Genomic DNA, 12175 nt, shown 5'->3' with positions numbered 1-12175 from the left:
GTCGTACGGGGGAGGAGGAAGGGGCCGCTGTTCAGATACTCCGTGCTGCGTGTCAGATCACGGACCGTAATGGTGGCCGTCGATGAGGTCGAGCAGGCCGGCCACGTCCAGGACGCGGTGCACTACGCCGGTGGCGCCGACGATCCGGAACGGCTTACCCGCCAGGCGGGCCTCGTTCATGCCGATGATGACGGCCGCCAGGGCCTCCGAGTCGATGAAGGTGGCCTTCTCGACGTCCAGGACGACGACGTCGGTCGCCGGGTTCCGCACCACGGCCAGCAGCGCGGCCGTCAACTCGTCGCGAGCGCCCATGTCGAACTCGCCGGACATGACGAGCACGGGCGGACGTGCACTGAGAGTGAAGAGACTTTCCACGCGACATTTGTACCAGGGCAAGTATCGATTCACCGGGTCCGGTACCGGTTCCGACAGTCCGAACATCCCCGCATCTGTGTCTCTTCGGGCAACCGCGTTCCGGAACCGTGCCGAGTTGTCGCGACTCTCTCGGATTGCCGGATTCCCGTGCTTGACGAAGAGATCCGTCTATCTGTTGCCTGTGACCTGAAGCATTGCAAGCTCGTTACACGAAGGGACCGTTCATGACCACACGCCGGCGTCTCAGCCGGATCTTGACCGCCTGTGCCGCCATCACCGGGCTGGTCCTCACCTCCGGCGCATCAGCCGCCGCCCAGCCCGTCACCGACAGTTCGCCGGCCTTCGGATCAAACGTCACCGTCTTCGACCCGAGCACGCCGGTCAGCGAGATCCAGGCCACGCTCGACGCGACCTATGCCCAGCAGGTCGGCAACGAGATGGGTACGCAGCGTTACGCGTACTACTTCAAGCCCGGCGTCTACGGCACCGCCGACCAGCCCCTCCAGATCAAGGTCGGCTACTACACCGAGATCGCCGGCCTCGGCGCGAACCCGCAGGACGTGGTCATCAACGGCAAGGTGGAGGTCTACAACCGCTGCCTCACCGCGGACAACTGCCTGGCGCTGGTCAACTTCTGGCGCACCGTCTCCAACCTGACCGTCAGCGTCAACGCCAAGGGTCAGGACGGCTGCCGCTCGTCGGCGAACTTCTGGGCCGTGTCGCAGGCGGTCTCGATGCGCCGGGTCAACGTCACCGGCGGCAACCTGTCGCTGATGGACTACTGCACGGCCGGCCCGCAGTACGCCTCCGGCGGCTTCATCGCCGACTCCAAGATGCCGGACGTCACCAACGGCTCGCAACAGCAGTGGCTCACCCGCAACAGCCAGGTCAACAGCTGGTCCAACGCGGTGTGGAACCAGGTCTTCAGCGGGGTCGAGGGCGCGCCGGACGACGCGACCTTCCCTGACCCGCCGTACACCACCCTCGACAAGACCCCGGTCAGCCGGGAGAAGCCGTACCTGTTCGTGGACGCCCGGGGACGCTACGCCGTCCGTGTCCCCGCCGTTCACCGCAACACCAGCGGCATCTCCTGGGACGAGGACACGCACCGCGGCCGGACCATCCCGCTGAGCGACTTCTACGTCGCGAAGCCGGGAGACGCCGTCGCGAAGATCAACGCGCAGCTCGCCAGGGGTAAGCACCTGCTGCTCACCCCCGGCGTGTACGACATCCCACGCAGCATCGAGATCAGGAAGCCGGGCACCGTCGTGCTCGGCCAGGGACACGCCACGCTCACCGCCACCCACGGCTCGACCCCGCTCAAGGTGTCGGACGTGCCCGGGGTCGTGATCGCCGGCGTGACCGTCGACGCCGGACCGCAGAAGTCCAAGGTGCTGGTTCAGGTCGGCCGGCCCGGCCAGGACGCGTGGGGCCGCACCTCCGACCCGATCACGCTGAGCGACCTGTACTTCCGGGTCGGCGGCCCGCACATCGGCAAGACCGCCACGGCGCTGGAGGTGAACGCCGACGACGTGCTCATCGACCACACCTGGGTGTGGCGCGCGGACCACGGCGTGGAGGGCTTCACCGAGGGCGTGAACGGCGACACCCAGCGCTGGCGTACCAACATCGGGACGAACGGCGCGGTCATCAACGGTGACCGGGTCACCGCCACCGGCCTGTTCGTCGAGCACTTCCAGCAGTACAACACCATCTGGAACGGCAACAACGGGACGACGGTTCTGTACCAGAACGAGCTGCCGTACGACCCGCCCACCCAGAAGGACTGGATGAACGGCAAGGTCGAGGGGTACGCCGGCTACAAGGTCGGCAGGAACGTCCGCAACCACACCCTCTACGGCGCCGGGGTGTACGTGTTCAACCAGAACAACCCGGCCATCCACACCGAGAACGGCTTCGAGGTCCCGGACTGTCCGGGCGTCAAGCTGCACCACATCATGACCGTGAACCTCAGCGCGGGCGTCATCGACCACGTCGTCAACGGCGTGGGCCCGGCGGCCGACACCACCAAGGTCGGCCAGCCCGTCTTCCTGCCGGAGTACCCGGTCGGCTGACACGCTGTCCCCCGGGCCTGTTTTCACATTCATTTCGGGGCGCTTGCCCTCGGGGCGAATGTGGAAATGGGCCGAAAGAGGGGCCTGGAGCCACTGGCTCCGGGCCCCTCTGTCACATCCGAGGTGGCGGCGGTGCTTAACCAGATGTGGAGCAGGACGTGATGGTGGCCGGCGTACGGCCCGACCTCGAGCAGGTGTTCCGGGAGGCGTATCCGCGGGTGGTCGCGGTCGCCGCCCGGGTGCTCGGATCAAGGGGCGAGGCCGAGGACGTCGCCCAGGAGGTGTTCCTTACCTTCGGGCGGTCGTCGGTGCCCGCCGGGGAGGCGGCCGGGTGGCTCTCGGTCGCCGCCGCGCACACCGCCCTCAACCACCTGCGCTCCGGCCGCCGCCGGGCCTCCCGCGAGGAGGCCGCCGTTTCCCCGGACGCGGTCGCCCCCGATGTCGCCGACGCCGTCGTCACGCTCGAGGAGCGCCGCCGTGTCCGTGCCGCGCTGGCGACCCTGCCGCGCAAGCAGGCGGTCGCCCTGGTCCTGCGGCACAGCGGCCTCAGCTACGCCGAGGTGGCGGCCGCCCTCGACCTCTCACCCGGCAGCGTGGGCACCACCGTGCGCCGCGCCGAGTCCGCCCTACGCAAGGAGTTGAACCGTCATGCGTCATCCGACTGACGGCACGTTGCGCCGGCTCCTGGACGAGCCCGCCGGGGTCGCCGACGCCGACCGCGCCCACGTCGCGACCTGCCAGGTCTGCCTCACCGCGCTCGCCGCGGCCAGGGAGGACGCCCTGCTCGTCGGCGCCGCCCTGCTCGCCGACGACCCCTCCCTCGCCGACGACCCCTCCCTCGCCGGCGGCAGCTCGCTCGCCGGCACGTCTTCCGCCGCCGGGCTGGATGTCGACGCCGCCTGGAGCCGGCTCTCCCGGACGATGGCCGCGGACGAGCAGGCCGCCGCCGACCGGGCCTCCGGCGCGGTGCTTCCGATAGGTAAGCAGAGCAAAGCGCGCCAGTCGCGGTGGCGGAAGGCGCTGCGCAGCCCGGTCATCGCGGTGGTCGGTGTGGCCGCCATCGTCACCGGCGCCAGCGCGGCCGCGGCCGGGGACTGGTTCCCGATCTTCCGGGCCGAGCGGGTCGCGCCCATCACAATCGACCCCGCCGACCTGGGCAAACTTCCCGAGCTCGGTGCGTACGGGGAGGTGAGGTTCATCAAGCCCCCCGATGTCCGGAAGGTCCCCGACGCGGCGGCTGCCCGTGAGGCCACCGGCCTGGCCGTCCCGCTGGTGGGCGAGCTGCCGCGGGGCGTCACCGGCGAGCCGGGCCTCATCGTGGTCAACCAGGTGAGCGCCCAGTTCACGTTCGACGCCGCCAAGGCCGCGGCGGCAACCCAGGGGAGCGCGCCCACAGCGCCGGCCGGGCTGGACGGCAGCCAGTTCCGGATGACCGCCGGACCCGGCCTGGCACAGGTGTGGACCGAGGCACGCGGAGTCCCCGCCATGGTCGTCGTGCGGGTGGTCGCGCCGAAGGCGTACTCGACAGGGGTGCCTTTCGAAATGGCCCGCGACTATCTGCTCGCGCTGCCGGGACTGCCCGCGAACGTCGCCAAGCAGCTGCGCGCGTTCACCGCGGACGGCACCACCCTGCCGGTGATTGTGAGCTCGGACGAGGGCGTCACCTCGCAGACCCAGGTCCGCGGCCGTCCCGCCACCCTGCTGACCAACCGTGGCAACGCCCTCAACGGCGTCGTCTGGGTCGAGGACGGGGTGATCAACGCGGTCGGCGGCTCGATCAGCGCGGACGAGGCCCTGTCGGTGGCCCGGGGGCTGCGATGACCGGCTCCCTCGAGGCCGCCGCCCAGCTGGTCGCCGAGCTGCCGCCCGCCGCCGCGGTCTGGTGCTCCGGCCTGCGCAAGCGCTACCGCAGGCAGACCGCCGTCGACGACGTGTCGTTCACCGTGAGGCGCGGCGAGGTGGTCGGCCTGCTCGGCCCGAACGGCGCCGGCAAGACCACCGCCATCAAGATCCTGCTCGGGCTGGTCCGGCCGGACGCCGGCGAGGTGCTGCTGCTCGGCCGCCCGGTCACCGACCCGAACGCCCGGGCCCGCGTGGGCTACCTGCCGGAACTGTTCCGCTACCAGCCCTGGCTCAGTGCGGCCGAGGTGCTCGACCTGCACGTGAAGCTCTCCGGGGCGGCCGTTCCCGCGGGGGAGCGGCGCGACTGCCTGGCGCTGGTCGGGCTGGCCGACCGGGCCGGCGACCGGGTGGGCGGCTTCTCCAAGGGCATGCAGCAGCGGCTCGGGCTGGCCGTCGCCCTGGTCGCCCGCCCCGAACTCGTGGTGCTCGACGAGCCGACCAGCGCGCTCGACCCGCTCGGCCGCGCCGACGTCCGGGACCTCCTGCTCACCCTCCGGGAACGCGACGTGGCGGTGCTGCTCAACTCGCACCTGATCGGCGAGGTGGAGCGGGTCTGCGACCGGGTCGTCATCCTCGACAAGGGCCGGGTCGCGGCGTCCGGCACCCTCGAGGAACTGCTCGGTCAGCAGGAGGTCCGGCTGCGGCTGAGCGCTCTCGGGCCGGACGCTCTTTCCCGGATCGCCGCGCTCGGCCGATCGTCGCGGGACGGCGACGTGCACACCGTCCTGCTGCCGCCGGACGCCCCGGCGGATGCCGTTCCCGACCTGGTGGCCGACCTGGTCGCTCTCGGCGTCCGGGTGCATGCCGTCGAACCCGGGCGGATCAGTCTCGAGGAGCGGCTGCTCGACATCCTCCGGGGGGAGACGGAATGACGCTGTCGACCGTACGCATCATCGCGGGTCTGACCTTGAAAGAGGCCGCCCGGCGCAAGGTCCTGCGCTCGCTGGCCGTGCTCACCGCCGTGCTGCTCGGGCTGAGCGCGTGGGGGTTCTGGCGGCTCGACATCGAGTTCGGCACCCTGACCAGCGGCGAGTCCAGGCTGGCCGCCTCCCAGGTCCTCAACCTGGTGATGTTCGGGCTCAGCCTGATCGCCGCTCTCGGCACGGCATTTCTGGCCGGTCCCACCGTCTCCGGCGAGGTCGAGTCCGGGGTGGCGCTGGCGATGATGACCCGTCCGGTACGCCGTTCCGCCGTGCTCGCCGGCAAGTGGCTCGGCCTGGTCACGTTCGGCGCCGGCTACATCGTGCTGACCGGCCTGGCCCAGTTCCTGATCGTGAAGGCGACGCTGGGCTACTGGCCGCCGCATCCGATCGCCGGCCTGCTGCTGCTCGCCGCCCAGACCGCGGTCCTGCTCACCCTGGGCCTCCTGCTGTCCACGGCGATCGCCCCGATGGCGTCCGGCATCATCGCGGTCGGCCTGTTCGGCGCCACCTGGATCGCCGGCGTGGTCGGCGCGGTGGGCGAGGAACTCCACAACGAGAGCGTCGCCCAGGTGGGCACGGTGTCCCGCATGATCCTCCCGACGGACGGCCTGTGGCGGGGCGCGATGCACGCCTTCCAGGACCCGGCCGCGGTCCAGTTCGCCGCCACCTTCGGCGCCTCACCCTTCCTGAGCATGGTCCCGACGCCGGTCGCGTACGTCGGCTGGGCCGCCGTGTGGACGGCCCTCATCCTCGCCTTGGCAGCCCTCTCCTTCCAGAGGCGTGACCTGTGACCGTGACCGTGGCCGGCGCCGGCCACGGTCACGAAGCGGGGCGCGGGTGCGCTGGGTCAGCACGACACAGGCCAGGACGGCCAGCGCGGGCAGCAACGTGACCACGACCGCTCCGTGCGCCGCCGTCTGCGTGGTGAGCGCCAGCGATGTGAACAGCGGAAACCCGACGACCACGCCGAGCGCGACGATGGTCAGGCGCCGTCGCTGGCCGGCGGCGGGGCGGGGCGCGGCCACGATCCTGAGGTACGCGTACGCGAGGAGCGCCGCGCCCACGGCCCGGCCGAACGCCACGAACCACGGGTCCAGGTCCTCCACGGCGAGGCGGGTGGCGGGCAGCGCGCCTGGTTCGCCCGCGAGACCGGCGCCGGCCTGCACGCCGACGACATGGTCATCAGCCCCGGCGGGCCCCACCCCTGGCCGCGGCCGGCCCCGACGGCCACGTCGTCTACCTGCGCTCGCTGACCAAGGCGGCCGCCCCCGGCCTGCGCATCGTGACGCCCTGCGAACGGCCCGGCACCGGCACCTGCCCGACCTGACCTTCGAGGTGCCGCGCGGCGGCCTGCACCTGTGGGCGCGCCTCCCCGACCACACCGACGACGTCGCCCTGGCGGCAGCGGCCGCGGAGTCCGGCGTGACCGTCTTCCCGGGCCGCCCATGGTTCGCCGCCGAGCCACCCGCCCCGCACCTGCGCCTGACCTACGCCGCGGCCCAGCCGTCCCAGATGGACGAGGCAGTCCGCCGCCTGTCTCGCGTCCTCCGGACCACCTAGGTGTTCGCCGACCCGCCGGACGGCGACGTGCTCGCGGACGCGGAGACTGAACTGATGACCGAACTCGTCGGAGTGCAGAAGACGCTCAGCCCCGTCCTCAAAGCCAAGGCGCTGGACAACCGGTTGCCCGACCCGATCCTCGGCGACGAGTACGCCGAGCGCACGATGCGCCGCCTCGATCCCGGCTACGACAAGGGCAGATTCGGCACCAGTCAGCTCGGACTCGCCGCCGTGGTGCGCGCCAAGGCCCACGACGACTGGGCCCGGAGCTTCCTCGCCGGCCATCCCGAGGCGGTGGTGCTGCACCTGGGCTGCGGCCTCGACGCCCGCGTCTACCGGATCGACCCGCCGGCCACCGTCGACTGGTACGACCTCGACTACCCGGCCGTCATCACCCTGAGGCAACAGATGTTGCCGCCACGCGAGCACTGCACCCTGATCAGCTCCAGCGTCACCGACCTGACCTGGCTGGAGCAGATCCCCCGCGGCCGTCCGCTGCTGATGATCGCCGAGGGCCTGGTGCCGTACCTGACGGAGACCGAGCTCCGCCGCCTGCTGACCAGCGTCGTCGAGACCTTCCCCACCGGCGGGATCCAGTTCGACACCGTGTCGGTCTGGGCGTGGCGCACCTCGAAATGGGATCCCACGCTGCGCAGGTACGGCACCCGGTTCCGCTGCGGTTTCGACGACCCGGCAGCCCTGGCCGACTGGCACCCGCGCCTGGAGTACGTCGACGAGGCCCCGATGAACGACTCGCCGCTGCTCACGGCCAAGGCCCCCGCGAACGTACGCCGCGTGTACCGCCTGCTGAACCTGCTACCAGGCCTGAAACGGTCCACCGCCATCGTCCGGTTCCGCTTCTGACAGGGGCATTGCGTAGAGTTCTGCGGGCGGCCGCGGCGGACGGCGCACCCCACGCACCGAAGTGAGACGGCAGTGAGCTTGACGGGAACACCGAAACCATGATCAACGGCATCGACCCCGCGCGGCTCGATCTCGCCCTGGCGGTCCTGGCCGAGGTCGAGTCGCTGCCGCCGGAACACCCCGACGCGGTACGCGTGCGCCGCGCCACCGCCGCCATCTACAAGACCGCCAAGGAGCAGCGCCGCCGGGAACGCCGGGACGCCATCCTCGCCGCGGACGCCGCCGTCACCGCGGCCACCGCCACCGGCGCGCCGGACCGGCTCGACGACGAGACCCAGGGCATCCCGCTGCGGACCCGGGCCGAGGCGCCGGTCGCCGGATTCCTCCAGCAGGCCCGCGGCTGTTACACCTGCAAGCAGCGCTACCGCCAGGTGGACGCGTTCTACCACCAGCTCTGCCCGTCCTGCGCGGAGCTGAACTTCAGCCGCCGCGACGCCCGCACCGACCTGACCGGGCGCCGCGCCCTGCTCACCGGCGGCCGCGCGAAGATCGGCATGTACATCGCGCTGCGGCTGCTGCGTGACGGCGCGCACACCACCATCACGACCCGGTTCCCGCACGACGCGGTGCGCCGGTTCACCAGCATGCCGGACAGCGCCGACTGGCTGCACCGGCTGCGCGTCGTCGGGATCGACCTGCGCGACCCGTCGCAGGTGGTCGCGCTGGCCGACTCGGTGGCCGCCGCCGGGCCGCTCGACGTGCTGATCAACAACGCCGCCCAGACGGTGCGCCGCTCACCCGGCTCGTATGCCGCGCTGGAGGTCGCCGAGTCGGCCGGGCTGCCTGCCGGGCCGCTGCCGGAACTGGAATACCTGGGCGGGCATGACGCCTCTCAGCGCGTACACCCGGAGCTTCTGGAAAAGACCAGCCCCGGGCTCAGCCCGCACGCGCTCACCGCGCTCGCGCTGACGGCCGGGTCCGCGTCCCCGGAGCGGATCGCGGCGATGTCCGCGATCGACGCCGGCGGGCTGGTACCGGACCTGGCCGCGGACAACAGCTGGAGCGCCCGGGTGCACGAGGTCGACGCCCTGGAACTGCTGGAGGTGCAGCTCTGCAACAGCACCGCGCCGTTCATCCTGATCAGCCGGCTGCGCGCGGCGATGAAAGCGTCGCCGTTCCCGCGCCGTTACGTGGTCAACGTGTCGGCGATGGAGGGCGTGTTCAGCCGCGGCTACAAGGGCGCCGGCCACCCGCACACCAACATGGCCAAGGCGGCGCTGAACATGCTGACCCGTACCAGCGGCGAGGACATGTTCGCCGACGGCATCCTGATGACCAGTGTGGACACCGGCTGGATCACCGACGAGCGCCCGCACCCGACCAGGATGCGGCTGGCCGGCGAGGGCTTCCACGCGCCGCTCGACCTGGTCGACGGCGCGGCCCGCGTCTACGACCCGATCGTGCGCGGCGAGCGGGGCGAGGACGTGTACGGCTGTTTCCTCAAGGATTACGCCCCGACCGCCTGGTGACCCGCCCGGCCGAACACGCGCCAGTGCATGGTCGGTAAATCCTGCACTGGCGGGAACGAAGGAAGGGTGCCGGCCAGGCGACCTCGCGGCTGAGCAAGTCGCCGTCGACGGCTGATGCTGTGGCCAGTCGTGTGGGATCGCCGACCGTGGCGGTCAGGACGCCGGGGATCCTTTGTGGTCATTCATCCACCCTGGTCCGCCGGTGCCGTCGCCGAACGGTGTCGGGTGCCGCCCTTCCGGCCGCCGCGCCCGGCAGCTCGGTCATTGGAGAGACACATCGGTGGGATGCCTGTCCGGAATTCCGAAAACTAGAGTACGAGCAATCAGCCATCGAATTACGTGATCTTCGGATCGCGTCACCGGCATTCGTGCGAGCTTGAATCGGGAGCGCGATATGGCAGCTCGTCAGAGAGTGGTTGCGTCCGGGCGTGGACCGAACCGGAATGCGGATTCCCGGAGACAGTGGACCACCAAGGCGAAGATCTGGTTCTTCGGCGTTCTGGCGGCCGGGTTGGCGGCCGTCCTCACAGGGTGGGTGACTGCGGCGCCGGGCTGGGTCAAGGAGAAGGTCTCGCCGTCGAAGCCGATCACGGTCACGGTGGCCAGGGAGAAAGCCTTCTGCAACTCGTACGTCGTCCCGAAGAGCATCAAGGACATCGGTGTGCCGCCGAAGTCCGACGGTAGTCAGACCGTCTGGTCGGATTGGAATTTGGCACTCGGCGGGGCCGAGATGGACTGGACCAAGGTGCTCATCACGGTGCGCGGGAAAGGAAAGAGCCCGGTCACGGTCACCGGGCTCGACTTCGCCATCACGGACGAAGGCCCGCCGCTGAAGGGCAGCTACCTCGCGCACCCGTGTGGAGACGAGACGGTCGCCAGATTCGCCGAGGTCGACCTGGACCGGACCCCGCCGCGTATCGTCGCCTCGTCGGCGGTTCCGCGCTCTTGGGGCGACGATCAATGGCGCACCACACCGCTCGTCTTTCCGTACGAGGTCAGCGACACCGATAGCGAGTCATTGCTGGTGATTGCGAAGACCAGCGAATACCGAGCCTGGACCGCGGTGTTGACCTGGACCGACGGCGACAAGAGCGGATCCGAGAAGATCGACTGGGAAGGTAAGCCTTTCAAGACCAGCGCCATCACGAACGCCGTCGGCTACACCGAGACCGAGGGAAAATTCGTGCGGAATGGCTGAGACCCTCGATCGAACGGGTCCGCGCACGACCAGCCGCCGCCATTCACCGAATGTCACGGGCGGGCTGCGTCTCAGGAGTGGCTGGCCTGCCGTTCATCTGGTGGGTGGTGGACCGCGTCATGGAACACGACCGGCGAGCGCATTGGATGAAGCATTGGCTGCCGGGCACTACCAGCATCCAGACGGGCGGGCGCCGGTGCTCAGGTTCCGCAGAAGGTTCGGTAGGCACCGAAGTCGGCCGGGGCCGCAGCGGCGTATCGCTCGAGGCCGGCGCGCTCGTCCTACGGGGCGGCGACGGCCTCCAGCAGCCGTTCGAACGGGCCCAGATCGCCGTCGGTCGCGGCGGACAGAGCTTCCTCGACGAGGTGATTGCGGGGGATGTACAGCGGGTTGACCTGGTCCATCGCGTCGGCGTCCGGTCCCAGGGCGCGCCAGCGGGTCACCCAGTCGTCGATCGTGGCGAGGTCGGCGAAGAGGCGGCGCACCGGCTCGGCGTCGCCGCGCCCGGCAACGGCAAGGGTGCGGAAGAACGACGTGTGGTCGACGTGGTCCGCCTGGAGCAGGACGAGCATCTCGTCCACCAGCGGCGAGACGACCGCCTGGTCGACGCCGCTGGACAGGCCGAGCTTGGCCCGCATGCCGGCTGACCAGGCGGCATCGTACTGGCGGCGGAATCCGCCCAGGGCCTCTACGGCGAGTGCGACCGCCTGCTCGTCGTCGTTGTGCAGCAGGGGAAGGATCGCCTCGGCCAGCCGGGCGAGGTTCCACTCGGCCACCACCGGCTGGTTGCCGTAGGCGTATCGGCCGCCGTGGTCGATCGAGCTGTAGACGGTGGCCGGGTCGAAGGCGTCCATGAACGCGCAGGGCCCGTAGTCGATGGTCTCGCCGGAGATCGTCATGTTGTCGGTATTCATGACCCCGTGCACGAAGCCGACGAGCATCCACCGGGCGATCAGCGATGCCTGGGCGCCGACCACCGCCTCGAACAGGGCAAGGTACGGCTGTTCGGCCTCGGCCGCACCCGGGTGATGACGGCTGATCGCGTGGTCCGCGAGCCGGCGCAGAAGATCGACATCGCCGGTGGCCCGGGCGTACTGGAAGCTGCCGACGCGCAGATGACTTTCGGCGACGCGGGCGAGTACGGCTCCCGGCAATGGGGTCTCGCGGCTCACCGTGCGCCCGGTCGCCACCACGGCGAGGGACCGCGTCGTGGGGACGCCGAGGGCATGCATGGCATTGCTGACGACGTACTCGCGCAGCATCGGCCCGACCGCGGCCAAGCCATCACCACCACGGGCGAACGGCGTGCGTCCGGAACCCTTGAGGTGCAAGTCACGCAGACGGCCCCCGGCGTCGATCAACTCGCCGAGCAGGAGCGCGCGACCGTCACCGAGCTGCGGGCTGAACCCGCCGAACTGATGCCCGGAGTAAGCCTGCGCCACCGGCACGGCGCCGGCCGGGACAGTGGTGCCAACCAGCAACCCCACGCCGTCCGGGCTGCGCAGCCAGGCAGCGTCCAGACCCAGTTCGGCGGCCAGCGCCTCATCGAGTACCAGCAGCCTCGCGTCCGGAACCGGCTCCGCCTGCCAGGCAGTGGCCATCTCCGGCAGATCACGGGCGAAGCGATGGTCCAGAACAACAGCGGACAGCGGGGCGACACTCACCCGTCGAGGCTACCCGGCAACGTCGGCGCCCACCCGTCGTCGGCGACCACCGACCTGTCCACAGCGGCGCTCGGGCACCGTGCGA

Annotated in this window: 12 protein-coding genes; 10 read left to right on the top strand and 2 right to left on the bottom strand. The window is 70.6% G+C overall.

Annotated elements, in window-relative coordinates; translation table 11 throughout:
• Nucleotides 1-57: 57 nt before the first annotated feature.
• Nucleotides 58-375, bottom strand: a complete 318-nt coding sequence (locus QSK31_RS31370) for an STAS domain-containing protein (protein ID WP_285688154.1) — start codon at nucleotides 373-375, stop codon at nucleotides 58-60.
• A gap of 224 nt (nucleotides 376-599) precedes the next feature.
• Between QSK31_RS31370 and QSK31_RS31365 the strand changes: the two genes are divergently transcribed.
• The 10 genes from QSK31_RS31365 to QSK31_RS31320 all read left to right on the top strand — a co-directional run bounded on the left by QSK31_RS31365 (nucleotide 600) and on the right by QSK31_RS31320 (nucleotide 10426).
• A complete protein-coding gene (locus tag QSK31_RS31365; protein ID WP_285688153.1) occupies nucleotides 600-2450 on the top strand; it encodes a pectate lyase-like domain-containing protein in 1851 nt (616 codons plus the stop codon).
• A 146-nt stretch (nucleotides 2451-2596) separates the two neighbouring features.
• Nucleotides 2597-3115, top strand: coding sequence for a sigma-70 family RNA polymerase sigma factor (locus tag QSK31_RS31360; RefSeq protein WP_285688152.1), 519 nt, complete (start codon nucleotides 2597-2599; stop codon nucleotides 3113-3115).
• A complete protein-coding gene (locus QSK31_RS31355) occupies nucleotides 3099-4271 on the top strand; it encodes a hypothetical protein (RefSeq protein ID WP_285688151.1) in 1173 nt (390 codons plus the stop codon). The genes QSK31_RS31360 and QSK31_RS31355 overlap by 17 nt, the downstream gene beginning before the upstream one ends.
• Nucleotides 4268-5224, top strand: coding sequence for an ABC transporter ATP-binding protein (locus QSK31_RS31350; RefSeq protein WP_285688150.1), 957 nt, complete (start codon nucleotides 4268-4270; stop codon nucleotides 5222-5224). The genes QSK31_RS31355 and QSK31_RS31350 overlap by 4 nt, the downstream gene beginning before the upstream one ends.
• Nucleotides 5221-6066, top strand: coding sequence for an ABC transporter permease (locus QSK31_RS31345; protein ID WP_285688149.1), 846 nt, complete (start codon nucleotides 5221-5223; stop codon nucleotides 6064-6066). Before QSK31_RS31350 ends, QSK31_RS31345 begins: the two co-directional genes overlap by 4 nt.
• A gap of 114 nt (nucleotides 6067-6180) precedes the next feature.
• Nucleotides 6181-6528 (top strand): hypothetical protein, encoded by a 348-nt coding sequence (locus QSK31_RS49275; protein ID WP_502873032.1) that lies wholly within the window; start codon nucleotides 6181-6183, stop codon nucleotides 6526-6528.
• A gap of 82 nt (nucleotides 6529-6610) precedes the next feature.
• Nucleotides 6611-6835, top strand: coding sequence for a hypothetical protein (locus tag QSK31_RS31335; RefSeq protein WP_285688148.1), 225 nt, complete (start codon nucleotides 6611-6613; stop codon nucleotides 6833-6835).
• Nucleotides 6836-6889: 54 nt separating this feature from the next.
• Complete coding sequence (locus QSK31_RS31330; protein ID WP_285688147.1) at nucleotides 6890-7699, top strand: class I SAM-dependent methyltransferase; 810 nt, start codon at nucleotides 6890-6892, stop codon at nucleotides 7697-7699.
• Nucleotides 7700-7797: 98 nt separating this feature from the next.
• Nucleotides 7798-9228: an SDR family NAD(P)-dependent oxidoreductase gene (locus QSK31_RS31325; RefSeq protein ID WP_285688146.1), complete on the top strand. Its 1431-nt coding sequence runs from the start codon at nucleotides 7798-7800 to the stop codon at nucleotides 9226-9228.
• A 394-nt stretch (nucleotides 9229-9622) separates the two neighbouring features.
• A complete protein-coding gene (locus QSK31_RS31320) occupies nucleotides 9623-10426 on the top strand; it encodes a hypothetical protein (protein ID WP_285688145.1) in 804 nt (267 codons plus the stop codon).
• Between the two features lie 281 nt (nucleotides 10427-10707).
• Here QSK31_RS31320 and QSK31_RS31315 read toward each other — a convergent pair whose 3' ends face one another.
• On the bottom strand, nucleotides 10708-12090 hold the full coding sequence (locus QSK31_RS31315) for a protein adenylyltransferase SelO (RefSeq protein ID WP_285688144.1): 1383 nt from the start codon (nucleotides 12088-12090) through the stop codon (nucleotides 10708-10710).
• Between the last annotated feature and the right edge of the window lie 85 nt (nucleotides 12091-12175).

The organism is Actinoplanes sp. NBRC 103695 (assembly GCF_030269485.1).
Taxonomy (GTDB): domain Bacteria; phylum Actinomycetota; class Actinomycetes; order Mycobacteriales; family Micromonosporaceae; genus Actinoplanes.
The sequence above is the reverse complement of the archived record's forward strand: the minus strand, read 5'-3'. Positions and strand labels throughout refer to the sequence as shown.